The following is a 17,024-nucleotide window of genomic DNA, read 5'->3' as shown; positions in this document are numbered from 1 at the left end:
GTGGGACCTTCTGTGCGCTATCGAACACTCGGCGCCCCCCGCGCCACCATCAACGGCTTCGGGTATCGGTTCGATTTCGCTGGCACTACTCTCCAAGCAGCTCCGCCACGCTTTCAAACTGCTCCACATGCTGAGCGATGACCTTCAGGATGACCGTGATGGGAATACTCAGGAGCATGCCCCAGACGCCCCACAGCCAGGCCCAGAAAAGCAGCGAGATGAACACCGCGGCGGTGTTCATCTTGGCGATCCGGCCCGTCATCCACGTGGTGACAAAGGTTCCGATGAGGGTGGTGATTGCGAGCGAAGCCCCTGCGACCAGCAGAGCGGTCCCCAGGGTATTGAACTGCATGAAGGCCGCCATGCCGATGCCGGCGGCGGTGACCGCCGGCCCGAAATAGGGGATGACGTGGAGCAGGCCCGCGGCCACGGCCCAGCCGCCGGCGTTGTCCAGGCCAACCCCACGCAGCGCGGCCCAGGTGAGCAGCCCCACCAGCACGTTGGTCACCAGCAGCATCAACATGTAGCGCTGGATGGATGCGTTGATGTCGTCGAGAAGGTGCACGGTGATTTTCCGGTTCGACAACACGGGCCCCGTGAGGCGCACCAGTTTTCGCTTATAGGTGTCCCCCGACAGCAGCAGGAAGTAGGTCAGGAGCAGCACCATGGCGGCCTGGCTGATCAGCCCGGCCGCACCCATGGAACTGGCCCACAGCAAATTGCCAAGTTTGAAGGCGGGCGGGTCGATGACGACCCGCGTCGCCGGGGGCTTGGGGGAATCGGTCCCTGCCGCCTGGTTCGTTGCCTTCTCGATCTCGCTCGCCGCGTTCTCCATCTTCTTCATGGTGCTGGCCTGGCCCTTGCGCAAACTGGCGAAAGCGGTCGACAGCTTGCTCACCGCCTCGGGCACCTGATCGAGGATGGTTTGCATCTGGTCGCGCAGGGAATAGGCGCCCAGCCCCAGCGCGCACACCGTGCCCAGCATCACCAGGGTGGTACCCACCCCGCGCGGGATCTTGATTCGTTCAAGCCACACAACGAGGGGGTTCAGGGTGTAGGCGAAGAGGATCCCGAGCAGCAGCGAAATGACGAAGCTCTGCGCCCAGTCCAAGGCAAAGACCACGGCGACGGTAGCGATGATGACCAGAGCGAGACTCCGCAGGTCCACGGCCACGCTGACCGTGGGTGGCGCAGCATCCGACGCCGCACTGTCGGGGATCCCGGGTGCGGCATCACGCTGTTCGGAATCGCTTTCCGGGTTCGACGTCACGCATTTCTCGATTCCAAATGGCGGCATTTTTGCCACCCGGTCCTGTTGCCGGGGCCCGGACATTTCGGTACGTGGAAGAGCCTAACGACCCATGGCCGCGCACTGTTTCGAACCCTAAAAAATAATATAGACACCCAGGCAAGGGCGGTCTGTACGGTGTCGCACATCCGCGGGAGGTTCCGCGCTTCGGGTCCGTGTGTGCGCCAACATACCGAGGGTTGGTTGCGAAGCGAGTAGGGTGGAAATCGACGGCTGTGAATCGTCTCAAACACGCGATTCGGCCTTCAAGCCACACGAAAGGAAATCACATGAACAGCATCATCTACATCGTCGGACTGATCGTCGTCGTCGTCTTCGTCCTGTCATTCTTTGGGCTTCGTTAGATCGACAGAGATTGCAGTCGGCTCAATACCTGCTCCTTGCCTCCGGCAGGGAGCCCTGCTCACCAGGAGGTGATATGAAAAAGCACATTTTGCTAATGGTCGCGGTCGTCGGCATGTTGTCCGGTTTGTCCGGTTGCCTTCTCTACGATGATCCCTATCGGGATGGTGGTCACCGCTATGGCGACCAAGATCGCTACGGCAGGTCTGATCATGATCGGTACCGGAATCGGGACCGGGATCACGATGGCGTTCCAAATCGCCAGGACCGACGTCCGGATGACCCTACCCGCTACTAGGCACGGTCAAAGCATTCCCCGCCACCCCACCAGGAGACTTTGATGAACATCCAAAGCACGCAGCAAACTTCCGTCAGCAATCAGCCCGCATGGAAGACCGAGGAATACCATGGCCACCAGATGCATGTCTGGGCGGAACCGTGTTCCGTTGAAAACCAGGCGCTTTCCGGCCATGGGCAGCAATGGGCCTTCACGGTCAACATCACCGGCAAGGACGCCGGACCGATGGCTGAGCCTGACGCCAGCGCCAGGTCAGACCCGGGACTCTTCTATTCGACGCAAGCCATTGCCGAAGACATGGGCTTCCTCAGAGGCCGTGAACTGATCGAAGGGACCCCAGGCCCAGCCGCAGCAATTCCGCTGCGATGAACTGCGGAGGGCGGGATCTTGGGCCGAACAGTGGCGGGTCGTCAATAACGGGCCGCCCCCGCCGGGCGCTCTCATTCCTCCCGGAGCCGCTCGTTTCACTCCCACTCTATTATTTCCTGCGGCCTGTAATCCGCGTAAGACCACGGTTTCTTCACTCCCGTCATCAAGTCTACTGCCACGTTTACCGTCACATCACGACCGCTGCTCCTGACCTCGGTGCTTGGCAGGTCTCTTACCCGGCCCGCGCCTCTTCCCGCACCCAGTCGCACACTGCCGCCACCGCCGGCCGCACTTCGGCGCCAGGTAGGCGCAGCAAGTGATACTGGTAAGGCCCCTTCACCGACAGGCCGTTAAACAACACCCGCAGGCGTCCGCCCGTGATCGCGTCGCCCAATATGTGTTCGCCCGCCAGCGCCACACCCTGCCCGGCGATTGCCGCTTCCAGGGTGAGATAGGTATGCGAGAAGAGGTGCCCCGCGAGGCGGCGCGGCGGCTTGACGCCCACCGCCTCGAACCACCTGGGCCAGTCCACCTCGTCGGGGAGCGCGTCGATCATCTCGTCATGAAGCAGGGGTAGGCGGAAGAGGTCGGCCGGCGTGGCGAGATTCGGGTGAGCCTCAAGGAAGCGGGGGCTGGCGACGGCGACGAAATTCTCGATCAGCAGCTCTTCGGATGCCAGTCCGGGATACGGCCCCCGTCCCAGGCGAATCGCCACATCCGCCTCGCCGTGAAACAGATCGACGTGTTTCACGGAGGCCAGCACACGCACCTCTATATCCGGATGGCGGACCGCCAGCCGTGGCAGGCGCGGCATGAGCCAACGAGTCACCAGCGAGGGCATGGCCGTCACGGTCACCACCCGGTCATCGCGGCGGACCAGCAATTGCCGGGTCGCAGCGGATAGTTGCTCGAACGTGTCTGCCACCGCCGCCGCATAGGCGGAGCCTGCCGGCGTGGGCACGACTCCGCGGGCGTGACGTTCGAAAAGCCGCATGTCCAGCCATTCTTCGAGCTGCTTAACTTGATGGGCCACTGCGTTGGGAGTCAGCGCAAGTTCGTCGGCGGCGCGGGCGAAACCGCCGGTGCGTACCGCAGCCTCGAACGCGCGCAGACAGGCGAGCGGAGGGAGTTTCATCCTGAGCCTCAATAATTTTGCGCCTCAAGCGCAAAACTATCGGTTTGCGGCAGGAAAGACAACTCGCATAGGCTGTGCAACGTAATCACGTCAGGATTCGATCATGCCGCTCTCCGGTTTTTTTCTGGTCATCAGCTCTGCCGCCGGCTTCGGCAGCATTGCACTGTTTGCCCATCTCGCCCACGCCGACGGTGTCAGCACCACCACGCTGATTTTCCTGCGCTTCGCCCTGGGTGCCGCAATGCTGGGGGCGTGGATCTTCATTAACCGCATTCCGCTTCCGCGAGGCCGCGCCCTTGCCGGTTACAGCCTGATCGGGGGGGGCCTGTACGCGGCGGCGGCTGCTGCCTATTTCGCGGCACTTCAACACGCGAGCAGCGGTCTGGTGTCCCTGCTGCTGTATACCAACCCGATTTGCGTCGCAGTCATCTCGGCCATCGCCGGCTTCGATCGCCTCGGCCGTATCGAGATCGGCGCCCTGCTCCTGGCCGCCGTCGGACTCACCCTTACCCTGGCCGGCGACCACAGCGGCCAACCGATCGGGATCGCCCTTGGCCTGTTGGGGGGTGTCGTCTATGCACTGTATATCGTCACCGGCAGTCGCCTGCCGGCGCAGACCTCGCCGCTCGCCGGTGCGTTTGTGGTGCTCGCCTCCGGCGCACTGGTGCACGGCAGTATCGCCGCCGTCACGGGTTTCGACTGGCCGGATACCGCCCGCGGCTGGCTCGCGGCAATCGGCATCGGAATCTTTGGTTCGGCGTTCGCCATCGGCGCCTTCCTCGCCGGATTGCGCCAGATCGGGCCAACCCGGGCGTCGGTTCTGTCCACGGTCGAACCGCTCGTCACCGTCACGCTCGGCGCGGTCTTCCTCGGGGAACGCTGGCAGGCACAACAACTATTCGGCGGACTGGTCATCCTCCTCGCCGCCACGCTCATCGCTACCGCGAGCGGACGCCGCGCAACCCAGGGGATCGCGTAAGGGCCTGCGCCTCCCCAGCCCCCCGCGAAGGCACAGCTACCGAGAAGTGCGACTATGCGGCTTGGTCCGATGTGCCCAGCATGGGCAAAGACCTGCCGTTCGGCTGCGCCGAGCGTGAGCCGGTTAAGAATTTACGAGAGCCCCCCTCCACTTGAGGGGGGAAATTCCCAATTCACGCGCCCATAGTACCCATCAGCGTACTCGAGCTGAATGAGGCGCTAGCATCAGGCGGACAGCGGCTTCCACGCCCGTAGGGATCGTACGACGACCATGCCTTCTTCCGTCTGACCCGGGATCACGCCGTCGGGAGATCGCCATGTTGCAACAGTACGACATGCTGAAAAGCCTTATCTGGACCTCTATCGCCACCGCTTTCCTGCTGGCATGCGGTGTCTTGTCAGACTCGGTTTCTCCTGATGGAGCGTCGGTCGCGAGCAGCGCACGGGCCCCGACAGGCGACACTGCACCCGATGGAGCCAGGATTACTATTGCGTATCACCAGCCCGTATCATTCCCTGTTCCGCAAGGAAGCCCGGATATGTTCTGGAATCGCATGCAACGTTGATCCGGCCACGCGCCGAATCCGTACCGATCTTGCCGACTAAGGATCCGACTTCGCCGCCGGCCATCGATCGCACGACGCTCGCATCCTCGCTGGAGATCGTCGCGATGCGGCAATAGCCGAACCTTGTCTGCTGGACTTCGTCATCTCCTGCTTCTCGTTGGTCTTTGACTGGATCGATCTGCCTGACCCGGCGTCTACATCCTGGATGGCGGAATTGTCTGCCCCCACCGTTCTGCGTCGGAATGAGAGGGGGGGTAGAATTAGCGCGTACGCGGCCGACGAGGGCACAATGTGAAACGCCAGCAAGGATCGAGACGCGAGTCTTCGGCGAGCGGTGCCGATGCGAGCGATTGCGATGTGCCGATCTCCGCGGAGTTGAAGCGCACGATGCGGGCGCTGCGCACGCTGAGCGCAGGTAACCGCACCTTGCTGCGCGCAAACGACGAATCCGGCTTGTTGTACGAAATGTGCAGGGTCATCGTCGAGGAAGGCGGCTATCGCGTCGCGACCGTCGGCTACGCCGAGCGCGACGAACGCAAGACGATCAGCCTGAAGGCCTGCGTCGGCATCGACCCAGCGGTGTTGCAGGCCCTGCCCCTCACCTGGGCCGAATCGGGCATTGGCCAGTGGGCCGTGGCGACCGCGATCCGCACCGGCGAACCCTCGGTCGGGCGCCACCTTCTCACCGAGCCCGCCTACGCCTCGATCCGCGATTCCGCGGAAAAAGCCGGCTACGCCGCCGCCACGGCCTTGCCGCTACGTGTCGACGGCGAAATCATCGGCGCACTCAGCATTCTCGCTGCGGACCCCGAGGCTTTCGACGATGCCGAAATGAAACTCCTCGGAGAACTGGCCGACGATCTCGGCTACGGGATCGCCAACCTGCGCACCCGAGTCAAGCATCGCGAGGCCGAGAAGACCATCGAGCGCATGGCCTTCTACGACACACTGACCGGACTGCCCAATCGCGTGTCGCTGCGCGAGCGCCTGAACGACACGATCGCAAATGCCCGCCACGACTTCCGCCCTCTCGCCCTGCTCGTCATCAAGATGGGACAGTTCCAGGAAGTCAACGAGACCCTCGGCTACGCCGAGGGCGACAGCTTCCTGCGCGCCGTCGCGTTGCGCCTTGCCCCCTTCGGCGACGACGTCCGACTTGTCGCGCGAGTTGGCGAGGACGAGTTTGCCGCCTTGCTCCCAGGCGCCGGCTCCGACAAGGCCTGCGAGGTCGCTCAACAGATGCTCAAGGTGCTGCGCGAACCGGTGGAATTGAGCAACTTCGCCGTCGACGCGCGCCCGAGCGTCGGGATCGCGCTCTTCCCCGGCCACGGCACGGACGCAGTCGCACTGTTGCGGCGGGCGAACGTCGCGGCCGGCCAGGCAAGACATGTCGCCGTCGGCCACGCGATCTACACCGGCCACCCTGACCGCGAGCTTGGCCATCGCCTCGCGCTGATGGGGGAACTGCGCCGTGCGATCGCGAACGACGAACTGCGTCTCTACTGTCAGCCCAAGGTCCATTTCGGATCGGGACACACCTGCGGAGCGGAAGCGCTGGTACGCTGGCAGCACCCGAAGCTCGGCATGCTCGCGACCGGCGAGTTCATCCAACTCGCCGAACACGCCGGCCTCATCACGCCGCTGACGCAATGGGTGCTGGAAGAGGCCTTCCGACAGGCGTACGCGTGGGCTGAGGCCGGCGTCAACCAGCCCATGTCGGTCAATCTCTCCGCACACGACCTGCGCGACCCGCAACTCGTCGACCGCATCAAGGGTCTCTTCTCGACTTGGGGCACACCACCCGAACTGATCCAGTTCGAACTTACGGAGAGCGTGCTGATGGAAGAGCCCGCCAGCGCGCTCGAAATACTCTGCCGGCTCAAGGCGCTCGGCGTCACACTTTTCGTCGACGACTACGGCACCGGTTATTCGAGCCTCAGTTATCTGCAGCGCCTGCCCGTGGATTCGCTGAAGATCGACCAGTCCTTCGTGGCCAATATGCTGAAGAGCGACGACTCGGCGATCATCGTGCATTCGACGATCGACCTCGGCCACAACCTCGGCCTTGAGATCGTCGCTGAAGGCGTGGAGGACGAAGCCGTCTGGCAACGCCTCGCAAGCCTGGGCTGCGACACCGCCCAGGGCTACTTCATCAGCAGGCCGATTCCGGCCGCACAGTTCCCGGGATGGGAGGCGCAGTCGCGCTGGCATGCCCGCTGCTGACCTAGGACCGCCCTCGCCCGCTGTGTCAGGCCATGCGCTCGCGAGCGCCTCTTATGGGCGGAGGGCACACGCGAGAGATGTTCAGGACGCGTGACTCAGGGTGTCGCTCGAAATGCTCTCTCCAGTCCGTTTGGGCCGCAAGGTGTCGTCGAAGTTGTCGAGACTCGGAAAATCGAGCAGCGGAAGGCGATCGATGAGGTTCAGCCGTTCGCGGTAGTCGACAAGGATCTGCTCCCTCGCTTGCTGGTCGACATACGGGACGTGGTAGCCGATGAAGGGCGGCAACACACCGAAGCCGCAGTAAGCGAGCGAACCGCGCAGCAGCGGGCGCAGCATCGTCTCGATCTCGCCATGGATCGCCTCGGGACCGAACATATGCTCACGCCCGCCGAGCGTACAAGTGACCATCGCGCGCTTGCCGCGCATGCCGCCGCGATCGTAGATGCGCTTCCCGCCATAGAAGACGCCGGAGATCATGACCCGGTCGATCCAGCCCTTGAGGATCGCCGGGGCGGAGAACCAGTAGATCGGGAAGTTCAGGATCAAGAGATCGCACCATTGAACCTTCTCGATCTCGCGCGCAATGTCGGGCGCCAGCGTCCCCGCCTCATGGTTGTGCCGCTGTTCGAGCGCGTACACGAGATAGTCCGGGTTTGCGCGGCTGCCAAAGTCGGCTGCGCTCGCAACCGGGTTCCAGTCCATCGCATACAGGTCCGAGACCATCACGTCGTGACCTCCGCGCTCGAATTCGGCGACGGCGGTGTCCTTGAGGGCGGCATTGAACGATTCCGGCTCATTATGGGCATGCACGATCAGTACGTTCATCAGGCGGTTCTCCGTCAGGGTTGGGTCATCCAACTCTAGGCATTCGCGCGCACTTGCGTAAGAGGCGGAAATGACGCGTAATATGCGAATTCCGCCAACCGACGTGCGTTCATGCCGAAGGCCGCAATTCTCGGGTTCGACGATTCGTACTCCTCGGTGCTCGGGGGCTTTGCCGACATGTTGCAGGTCGCCAATGCGCACCTCCGACGGCAGGACTGGGGTAAGGCGAACCAATTCACCTGGGATTTCGTTTCGGACGGCGGCGGGGCGGTCCGTGCGAGCAACGGGCTGGACCTGGCAACGCAGCCGCTTCCGCCGAATGTCGCCTACGACATCGTCTTCATTCCCAGCCTGCATTACCGCGGCTGGGAGCACTTCCAGGCATTTCTCGACCGCCAGACCGCTGTGCACGCATGGCTGATCAAGCAATGGGAGCGCGGGGCCTGGCTCGTGGCGAATTGCACGGGCACCTTCATCCTGGCCGACACCGGGCTGCTCCACGACCGGACCGCGACGACCACCTGGTGGCTGGAATCGCACTTTCGCTCGCGCTTTCCCGATGTCAATCTGGAGATGAGATCCGTCGTGACCGAAGCCGACCGGATGATCTGCGGCGGCGCACACGCCACCTTCGCATTGCAGTCGGTTCGCGTGATCAGTCGCTTTGTCGGCAAGTCCGTCGCGATGCAATGCGCCCGCAGCATGCTGATCGACATGACGCAGACCACCCGCACCCTGCTCCTGCCGCTGATGACCGAAAGGGATCACAACGATCCGCTTGTTCACCGGGCGCAGCAATGGCTCCAGGAGAAGATGGCGGAACCGGTACGCATCGCGAGTTTGGCGGGGGAACTTGCGGTCAGCGAACGCACGCTGATTCGGCGCTTTAACGCGGCGCTCGGTCAATCGCCGCTGACCTACCTTCAGCATCTTCGCCTCGACACGGCGCGGGCACTGCTCGAAGCCGGGGACTTGAGCATCGAGCAGATTGCGGCTTATGTCGGCTACGGCGACATCAGTTCGTTTATTCGTCTGTTTCGCGAACGCGTGGGTTGCACACCCCGCGCCTACCGGGAACGTTTTCAACTGGTTGAGTTGGAGTAGCGGCAGCTCAGTTTCCGGCGTCGCCCCGCCAAGCGCTCGTTGCAGCGCGTGCATGACGCCGTTCATGACTGGCAGAAAACGCGAACGAGTAACCAAATGATTATTGGCGCGTAACCAAATGATAAGCGGCATCTTGGCGGTTTGCCTATCCTGTCAGGGCGACGCCACTGCCCTCGCCGTCCATCTCGCCTCGGACGAATCCGACTACCTCACCGTATAGATCGTCGGCCCGAACAGGGGGCGAGCGAGCACGATGTCCAGCAACTCGTTTCCTTGTTTTTCCTGGCGACTGCAGGCATGTCCTTATGCGTCGGAGCCCTCGCCGACGCCTATGGTCGGCGCCCGCTCCTGCTCGGTTCGCTGCTGCTGGTGCTGACCTCCGCAGGCTGCGTACTGAGCGAGCGCATCGAGCAGCTCTGGGTCCTGCGCGCCATCCAAGGTGCCGCTGCGTGCGTCGGCATGATCCTGAGCCGGACCATCATCCGTGACCTGGTTTCCGGCCTGCAGGCCCAAAAAATGATCGGGCACGTCTCCCTCATCCAGTCCCTGTTCCCGATGCTGACGCCCTTGCTGGGGGCCTGGGTGGCGGCATGGTATGGCTGGCGCACGGTGTTTGTGTGCACCGGCGCCCTGGCGGCGCTCATGCTGCTGGCCTTTGCCCGCGCGCTGCCCGAGTCCCTGCATTCGCTCCTGGGCCTCGCGGTCGCGCACGCCGGTATGGTATCGGTGGGATTCGTGTTGCTGCTCTGGCAGGGACGCGTGGCACGCAGGATGGTCGCCGTGCCGGGCTGAGGCGCCAGCCCGGCACGGCGGATGGAGCAGGTCCTAGAGGCCGTCAAAGCGCGAAAAATCGGGCTTCCGCTTTTCGAGGAAGGCGGCGAAAGCCTCCTTTGCCTCGGGCGACTGTAGGCGCTGCCTGAACGTCTCGGACTCGTGGCTCATCGTTTCGCGCACCAGGGTCTGCCGAGCCCGCTTCAGCAACTGCTTGGTCAGGCGCAGCGATGCGGCCGGCTGTTCGGTCAGCTTGCGGCAACGTTCGAGCGCGTGCTCGATGACCTGTCCGTCGGATAGGACGGCATTGACGATGCCGAGTTCGAGCGCGAGCTGCGCCGAAAAGGGCTCGCCGAACATCAGCAACTCGGCCGCCCGCGCGTGACCGGCGCGCAGCGGCAGCAGCAGGCTCGAGGCGGCCTCGGGCGTCAAGCCGAGCTTGGCGAAGGGCAAGACGAAGCGCGCGGAGGCGCCGGCATAGACGAGATCGCAGTGGAGCAGCAGGGTCGTGCCGACCCCGACCGCGACTCCCTCGACGGCGGCCACGAAAGGCTTCTGCAGATTCGCCAGCGCGTCGAGAAAGCGGAACACCGGCGCATCTTCGCTACTGGGCGGCTCAGCCAGGAAATCGTTCAGATCGTTGCCGGCGGTGAAGTTGCCGCCGGCCCCGGAGATCAGGACGACCCGCGCCGCCGGATCGGCATCGGCTCTCGCCAGCGCGTCCGCCATCGTCGCGTACATGTCGGAGGTGAGCGCATTCTTCTTGTCCGGGCGATCGATCTCGATCTGGAATACGCCCCCGGCACATGCGGTACGGATAAATGAATTCAAAGTATGGACCTCATCACAGAAACCGAATCAAATGCTTCACAACCTTGCAAACCCTGCCAGCCGCTTGCCGATGATGCGTTCCGCCTCGGCCATGATGCGATCGATCAGCTCCCTGACCGTGGGTATGTCCTTGATCAGGCCGGCCACCATCCCGCATGACCAGGCGCCGGCGTTCATTTCCCCGTCCTGCATGACGCGCGGGTAGACGCCGACCACTTCTTCGGCGATGTCTTCGAACTTGATCGCCTGGCCGATCCTGCGCTCCTTATCGAGCAGGCGCTCAACCGCCGGATTGGTGAGAACGCGCTCCGTGTTTCGCAGCGGCCGCATGACCAGGCGCGTGTCGAGCTCGCTGGCCGCGACGATCGCCTGCTTGACGTTCTCATGGACGGGGGCCTCACGCGTCGCGATGAATCGCGTGCCCATGTTCATGCCATCCGCTCCCAGCGCCAGCGCAGCGACCAGCGATCGGCCGTCGGCCATGCCTCCCGATGCGGCAATGGGAATCTCCAGTTCGTCAGCGGCTCGCGGGAGCAGAATGAAATTCGGTACGTCGTCTTCGCCCGGATGACCGCCGCACTCGAAGCCGTCCACGCTGACCGCGTCGCAGCCGATCGCCTGCGCCTTGAGCGCGTGTCGCACGGACGTGCACTTGTGAATTACCTTGATCCCGGCGTCGTGCAGCTCCGGCAGCCATTTCTGCGGGTTGTTGCCCGCCGTTTCGACCACCTTGACGCCGCCCTCGATGATGGCCCGAATGTAGCCGGGATAGTCCGGCGAGGTAACGGTCGGCAAAAAGGTGAGGTTCACGCCGAAGGGTTTGTCGGTCATCTCCCGGCAGCGGCGGATCTCCTTGGCCAGCAATTCCGGGGTGCGCTGGGTCAGGCCGGTGATGATCCCAAGGCCCCCCGCGTTGGACACGGCGGCGGCCAGTTCGGCAAGACCGACGTAATGCATGCCTCCCTGGATGATCGGGTGCTGGATTCCAAACAGTTCCGTGATACGCGTTCTCATGGGTCTTGCCTCGTCAGTACGATTGTCAGGTGTTGCTGGTCTCAGGGCCGCGTGAAGCGCTCGGGGAGATGTCCCATGAGCGGCAGCATGAGCTTCCATGGGAATGCCGGCACCACACCGGACTTCTGGCGTCGTTCGATGATGACGGCCATTTTGCGTGCCGCCTGCTCGGCGGAAATCGCGAACGGCATCTGGCCGATATCCACCCCTTCGATGATGTCGGTCGCGATGTATCCGGGCAGGATGTCCGTAACCGCAATGCCCTTGGGCCGAAGCTCCAGGCGGGCCGATTTCAGGTACATCGACAGCGCGGCCTTGCTGGCGCAATAGGCCGCCTGCGTCGCGACCGGCTGCAGGGAGGCCAGCGAGGAGATGCCGACGATGTGACCGCGACCGCGTACCAGGAAATGTTCGGCGGCGGCGGCGATGGTGGCGATGGCGCCCGCGACGTTGGTCTGGATCAGCCTGAGTTCCTTTTCCAAGTCGGCACCACCGACGTGGGTGAAGTCGTTGATGCCGGCGTTCACGACCACCGTATCGACTCCGCCCAAGCGGGCGAACAACTCGTGCAAGCTCGACCGGACACCGGCGCACTCGCAGACATCCAGGGGGGCCAGTTCGACCCGCACGGCCTCGCCGCACGTTTCGCGGATCTCGGCGCGCAGCGCTTCGAGCAGTGGCAAACGACGGGCGGTCAGGCCCAGTGCATGGCCGCGGCGAGCCATTTCGAGCGCCAAGGCACGACCGATACCGCTTGAAGCGCCGGTAATGACCACCCTCGACCGGAGTGCGCCTTCCATGTCAGGAAACCCTCGCGCCCGCCGGGTACTGGCATGCCGCAGTGCTGCCCGGCGACAGGCCTATGAACCCGGTTACTGCAACCAAGCGGCAGTTGGCGAGACACCCCGCCTTCAGAAGATCGTGCACTTCGGGACTCCTATACCTGTTCATCACCGGGACCGGACGGTTGAAGCATAGGGTGATTCAGAACTTCCTCCCCCCCCAGCCATGGGGGGCGGAGCGCGGCCTTTCCCTTCCTAGAATTGGAGCCACTGATATCGGGTGGCCATTTCGATGATTGATCACAAGCGACCGGAACTTCGCCGATGAGCCGCCAGCTTCTCCATGCGCGCAGCGTCGAGTGCCGCGGCTACCTATGCGAAGACGGCGAGTACGAGATTGAAGCGCGGCTCATCGACCGCAAGACGGCCGACGCGACGATGATCGACGGCCGCCGGCTGCCGGCCGGCGAACCCTGGCACGAAATGATGCTGACGCTGCGGGTGGACCGGAACTTCGTGATCCGCGCGGCGGCCGCCACAACCATCCATGCACCGGTGACGCCCTGCTCCGAAATTGCGCCCGTTTACCAGCGCCTCGTCGGGCTGCGCATCGGCCGTGGCTTCGGCGCGCGGGTCCGCGAACTGTTCTCGGGACCGGCCGGCTGCACCCACCTCACCGAGTTGATCGGCCCGCTCGCCACCACGGCCTACCAGACCATCACCGGCCACCTGCTGGAAGGGCGCTCCACACAGGACTGGCAGCGCCCGGAGATGCGGCGCTTCGCCCGCTCGCTGGTCGATTCCTGTCACGTCTGGCGCGGCGAAGGCCCGACCGTCCAGGCGCACTACGCCGATCTGGCGGAGGACGACCCATCGGCCTGACCCCGGCTGCCGCCGCCGGGTGCCTTGGCCAGCATGCCCTCAGTGCGCGACCACCAAATTGTCGCGCTCGGCTCGCAGGCGCGCATCTCCGCAGCGCGACACCTGCCAGAAGAACCACAGCGACGCGCCGATCAGGATATTCAGGGCAAGCAGCACCGTGGTCAGCGGCGCGCCAGCACCGCTGGCGCGCAGATGGTCGCTCACCGCCCCCGCCCCCAGATTGCCGATGGCAATGGCAAAGATGTTGATACTCAGCATCGTGAGCCCGGCGGCGGTGGCCCGCATATGACTGGGCGAGAAGGCCTGGATCAGCGCCAACGCGGGACCGTAGCACGCCAGCGGCAGGAAGAAGCCGGCGCAGAGGCCGATGAAAAACACCGGCGAACCGGCCTGAACGAACAGGGCGGCGAGCATCAGCGGCACGCAGACAAGCACCAGGAGCGTCAGCACGGTCGCGTGGCCACCGGCGAAGCGCTTGGCCAGCCGGTCGCCCGCCACTCCGCCCACCACGGCACCCAGCGTACCGAACAGGATCTGCAGCAGCCCAATCTTGCGCGCGATTTCGGCAGCGGCGAAGCCGCGTTCCTGAACCAGCCACAGTTGCAGGAAGGAGAGCCCCGCGAACACGAAGTGCACGAGGATGAAGCCGACGATGGTTTGCCGCAATACCGGGGTGGCGCGTAACACCGCCCAAAGGTCGCGCAACTGCTGGACGAAGGGCGCGCCGCGCCGTCCATCGTCGCCCGAGTGGGCGGCTCCGCCGCTGCGATCGGGCAGCAACAGCAGCGGGACAGTCAGCGTCGCGCCGATGACGCCCAGCAGCTCGAAGGTGCCCCGCCAGCCTTGGCTGCCGGCCAGCCAGCCCGCAATGACGAAGCTCAGGCCCATCCCCACTGGGATGCCGATGAAGAAGATGCCGGTCGCAGCGCCGCGCCGGGCCGGCGGAAACACGTCGGCAAGCAATGAAACGGCCGCCGGCACCAGGGCCGCCTCGCCGGTGGCGACGAAGAAACGAGCCAGCGCCATGTGCTCGAACGAACGGGCAAAGCCGGAGGCGGCAGTGCAAATGCTCCAGACCAGCACGCCGAAAGCGATCACCCGGGTGCGGCTGAAGCGGTCGGCCAATGCGCCGAGAAAGATTGCCATGAAGCCGAAGCTCAGCACCCACACCGCCCCGGTGAGGAATCCATATTGCGTATTCGACAGACTGAGGTCCCCGATGATCTGGGGCGAGAACCCGAGCAGCATGTTGCGATCGATATGGGCTAGCACATGGAGGACCAGCAGGCCCGCCAACACCAGGGATGGGTATTGCTTCCAGTTGCGCATCGAATTCTCCTCCAGCGGTCGTCGCGCCGCGATGTCCAGCAGGTTCCCTTGAACCTGGTGGCGTCGTTATTTCCGACTGTTCTCGTAGCGCTCGGGCGGACTGGCCGGCGCCGACATCGCTAAACGCATTATCAGGAGGAGCGAGTCCCCTCCCCCCACCCGGTACGGGGGGGCAGAGTGGCTGCGAGGTCACGACCCGGCGCGAGGAAAGGCCCCGGCGCCGGTTACCGAAGTGACGCAGGCGCTGCCCTGGTCAGACATCAGGTTGCCGCCCTTCTCGGCTACCGCCACCAGAGTTCATTCTCCCGCTGGTAGTACGACCGCTTCGGCAGCGTGCCCAGCGAAAGGCGGATCCGGCGGGCCGCACGCGAACGTGCGGGGCCCGCCTTGTCGCGCCCGACCCGGATTTATTGCGCCCAGCGCATCGATTGGTAGCGTCCGGTGATCGCGGCGTTGATCAGTTCCGGCAGGCTGGCGAAGATCATGCTGTGGCCGAGGCCGCCGAAGATCTTGACCTGCTTGAAGCTGTTGGTGGCGACGTTGAAGCCGCTGCCCCAATCGACGCTCAGCATGTTCATGCCGGCGCAGGTCTGGTGATAGATCTTGCCGCCCGCCTCCTCGATGATGGCCGCCTCGCCGTAATGCCGGGCCATGTTGTACGACGGCGTGTCGGTCTGCACCCACATCATGACTTCCGGATGCACCTTCTTGCCCTTGATGGCGCGAGCGATCTGGCGGATTTCCTCGTAGGTCAGGTGCGGGCAGCCCATGTGCACGATGTCGACCTTGTCGGTCTTCGCGGTGCGCAAGTGCTCGTAACACTGGCGAACGTCGTCCAGGGTGAGGCGGATGCGTTCGACATCGGCCGGCACCGCGCCACCGAAGGCCTCTTCCAGCGTCGAGGATCCCGGCGTGATGCCGATCAGGTGCAGCATCGGGTCGTTCATGCCCGGCGAGGCGCAGGCCGTCAGCGCCTTGGCCGCCGACGTGGTGAGCCGTTCGGGCATGTTGGTCACGGCGGGGATGCCGCGGAAATTGACTTTCATCGCGATGGCACCGCCCAGGGCCGCCCAGTCGGCGGAATCATCGACGATGTTTTCCTTGATCTCGTCATCCAGGTCGAAAATGATCTTCGGACGGCGATTCTCCTCGATCAGCATGCCGTACTTGGGCAGACAGCCGGTATAGGCCGCGTACATGCCAGTGACCGCGTTTTCGCGATTGGTCTTCACACCCATGATGGTGTTGAGATAGGTGGCGCAGCTCGATTCGCACGAGGCGGCATATTCGCCGTTCTTCGGCATCACCGTGTTGAATTGCGGCGTACAGGAATGCGTCGGCACCCAGCCCGCTTCCTTCATGGCCTCGTAGCCGCGCACCGATGCTTCGTGCACGATCTTGGGCAGCTTGTAGAACTTGTTGTTCCAGGGGGTGCCGGTCTTCTCGTAGGCATCGAGCTGGTGCAGGAAGGGGTCGGTCGAGCAGGTGACATGCGGGTCTTCCGTCACCTTTGCGCCCATCTTGAACAAGGGCTCGAGTTGGAGGCCCTGGCCCCATTCGAACTGCTGGTATTCCGGGGTGTCGCGCGGCAAGTCCTTGACGCAGCCGATGTAATGCACGAAGGTCAGCGGCACCATTTCTTCGGCCCCGACGGCACGGCCAAAATCCACCAGCTTCTCCATGGCAAATTTCTTGCCCTCGCCGTGCTTGCCGTCGAGCATTTCCTGTTCATACGTAGTCAATTTCATGATGGTCTCCTCAACTGGTGGGCGGGTCAGGCGGCCTTGCGCGTGACGGTGACGGTGGCTTCCTTACCGACTTCGTCGGCGACGATCTCGACCCAGTCGCCGCTTTGAATGACCTGGAGGGGGTCCGCGTCGAGGCTGTCGATCGCGGGAATGTCGCTCGCGATGGCGCCGGCGATGTCGATGAAATGCACCTCCCGGCAGATCAGCGCCTGCGGCCCGGTGTGGGCTTCCTTGACCTTGAACAACAGACCGAAGGATCCGGACGTCGAGCCGGTCACGGTCGGGTAGACGATGATCTTGTCCTTGACGCTCTGACCGTTGAGCTTGTTGCCGAACGCGCGGATCGTCCCATCGTTGAGAACCGAACACGGTGCCCAGCTCAGGTTGATGTCGCAGACCAGGGCTTCGCCCGCGGCCCGCCCTTTGGAACGTGCAATTCCCTTGAATACGTGCTGTTGCTGATCCATCACCAGATCTCCTTTTGGTGTGTGTTCAATCGACGGGCTCTCCATCACCCG

15 protein-coding genes are annotated in these 17,024 nt (G+C 63.9%); 6 read left to right on the top strand and 9 right to left on the bottom strand.

The window, feature by feature from the left end:
- Window positions 1–85: 85 nt before the first annotated feature.
- On the bottom strand, window positions 86–1,270 hold the full coding sequence (locus AZKH_RS09815) for an AI-2E family transporter (protein WP_197538762.1): 1,185 nt from the start codon (window positions 1,268–1,270) through the stop codon (window positions 86–88).
- Window positions 1,271–1,991: 721 nt separating this feature from the next.
- Here AZKH_RS09815 and AZKH_RS09810 point away from each other — a divergent pair.
- On the top strand, window positions 1,992–2,318 hold the full coding sequence (locus AZKH_RS09810; protein WP_015435612.1) for a hypothetical protein: 327 nt from the start codon (window positions 1,992–1,994) through the stop codon (window positions 2,316–2,318).
- 232 nt (window positions 2,319–2,550) lie between these two features.
- Here AZKH_RS09810 and AZKH_RS09805 read toward each other — a convergent pair whose 3' ends face one another.
- A complete protein-coding gene (locus tag AZKH_RS09805) occupies window positions 2,551–3,453 on the bottom strand; it encodes a LysR substrate-binding domain-containing protein (protein WP_015435611.1) in 903 nt (300 codons plus the stop codon).
- A gap of 103 nt (window positions 3,454–3,556) precedes the next feature.
- Between AZKH_RS09805 and AZKH_RS09800 the strand changes: the two genes are divergently transcribed.
- Both AZKH_RS09800 and AZKH_RS09795 read left to right on the top strand, forming a co-directional pair.
- Window positions 3,557–4,432 (top strand): DMT family transporter, encoded by an 876-nt coding sequence (locus tag AZKH_RS09800; protein WP_015435610.1) that lies wholly within the window; start codon window positions 3,557–3,559, stop codon window positions 4,430–4,432.
- 856 nt (window positions 4,433–5,288) lie between these two features.
- Window positions 5,289–7,220, top strand: coding sequence for a bifunctional diguanylate cyclase/phosphodiesterase (locus tag AZKH_RS09795; protein WP_231874502.1), 1,932 nt, complete (start codon window positions 5,289–5,291; stop codon window positions 7,218–7,220).
- Window positions 7,221–7,301: 81 nt separating this feature from the next.
- Here the strand turns inward: AZKH_RS09795 and AZKH_RS09790 are convergent, their stop codons facing one another.
- Window positions 7,302–8,045, bottom strand: a complete 744-nt coding sequence (locus AZKH_RS09790; RefSeq protein WP_015435607.1) for an NAD(P)H-dependent oxidoreductase — start codon at window positions 8,043–8,045, stop codon at window positions 7,302–7,304.
- Between the two features lie 111 nt (window positions 8,046–8,156).
- Between AZKH_RS09790 and AZKH_RS09785 the strand changes: the two genes are divergently transcribed.
- A complete protein-coding gene (locus tag AZKH_RS09785; protein WP_015435606.1) occupies window positions 8,157–9,149 on the top strand; it encodes a GlxA family transcriptional regulator in 993 nt (330 codons plus the stop codon).
- A 141-nt stretch (window positions 9,150–9,290) separates the two neighbouring features.
- Window positions 9,291–9,941: an MFS transporter gene (locus AZKH_RS09780; RefSeq protein WP_083903044.1), complete on the top strand. Its 651-nt coding sequence runs from the start codon at window positions 9,291–9,293 to the stop codon at window positions 9,939–9,941.
- Window positions 9,942–9,974: 33 nt separating this feature from the next.
- Here AZKH_RS09780 and AZKH_RS09775 read toward each other — a convergent pair whose 3' ends face one another.
- Genes AZKH_RS09775 through AZKH_RS09765 form a run of 3 tightly spaced genes read right to left on the bottom strand, consistent with a single transcriptional unit; the run spans window position 9,975 to window position 12,565 of the window.
- Window positions 9,975–10,751 (bottom strand): enoyl-CoA hydratase, encoded by a 777-nt coding sequence (locus tag AZKH_RS09775; RefSeq protein WP_015435604.1) that lies wholly within the window; start codon window positions 10,749–10,751, stop codon window positions 9,975–9,977.
- 36 nt (window positions 10,752–10,787) lie between these two features.
- Window positions 10,788–11,765, bottom strand: coding sequence for a nitronate monooxygenase family protein (locus tag AZKH_RS09770; RefSeq protein ID WP_015435603.1), 978 nt, complete (start codon window positions 11,763–11,765; stop codon window positions 10,788–10,790).
- A 41-nt stretch (window positions 11,766–11,806) separates the two neighbouring features.
- Window positions 11,807–12,565 (bottom strand): SDR family oxidoreductase, encoded by a 759-nt coding sequence (locus tag AZKH_RS09765; protein ID WP_041656051.1) that lies wholly within the window; start codon window positions 12,563–12,565, stop codon window positions 11,807–11,809.
- Between the two features lie 306 nt (window positions 12,566–12,871).
- Here AZKH_RS09765 and AZKH_RS09760 point away from each other — a divergent pair, with 306 nt between their 5' ends.
- Window positions 12,872–13,429, top strand: a complete 558-nt coding sequence (locus AZKH_RS09760; RefSeq protein WP_015435601.1) for a DUF2889 domain-containing protein — start codon at window positions 12,872–12,874, stop codon at window positions 13,427–13,429.
- Between the two features lie 39 nt (window positions 13,430–13,468).
- Here the strand turns inward: AZKH_RS09760 and AZKH_RS09755 are convergent, their stop codons facing one another.
- The 3 genes from AZKH_RS09755 to AZKH_RS09745 all read right to left on the bottom strand — a co-directional run bounded on the left by AZKH_RS09755 (window position 13,469) and on the right by AZKH_RS09745 (window position 16,973).
- Window positions 13,469–14,758, bottom strand: coding sequence for an MFS transporter (locus AZKH_RS09755; RefSeq protein WP_015435600.1), 1,290 nt, complete (start codon window positions 14,756–14,758; stop codon window positions 13,469–13,471).
- 407 nt (window positions 14,759–15,165) lie between these two features.
- Window positions 15,166–16,506, bottom strand: coding sequence for an aconitase X catalytic domain-containing protein (locus AZKH_RS09750; protein ID WP_015435599.1), 1,341 nt, complete (start codon window positions 16,504–16,506; stop codon window positions 15,166–15,168).
- A gap of 26 nt (window positions 16,507–16,532) precedes the next feature.
- Window positions 16,533–16,973 (bottom strand): aconitase X swivel domain-containing protein, encoded by a 441-nt coding sequence (locus tag AZKH_RS09745; protein WP_015435598.1) that lies wholly within the window; start codon window positions 16,971–16,973, stop codon window positions 16,533–16,535.
- Window positions 16,974–17,024: the final 51 nt, after the last annotated feature.

This window comes from Azoarcus sp. KH32C (genome assembly GCF_000349945.1).
Taxonomy (GTDB): domain Bacteria; phylum Pseudomonadota; class Gammaproteobacteria; order Burkholderiales; family Rhodocyclaceae; genus Aromatoleum.
Note: the sequence above shows the minus strand (reverse complement) of the source record. Positions and strands in the feature narration are given on the sequence as shown.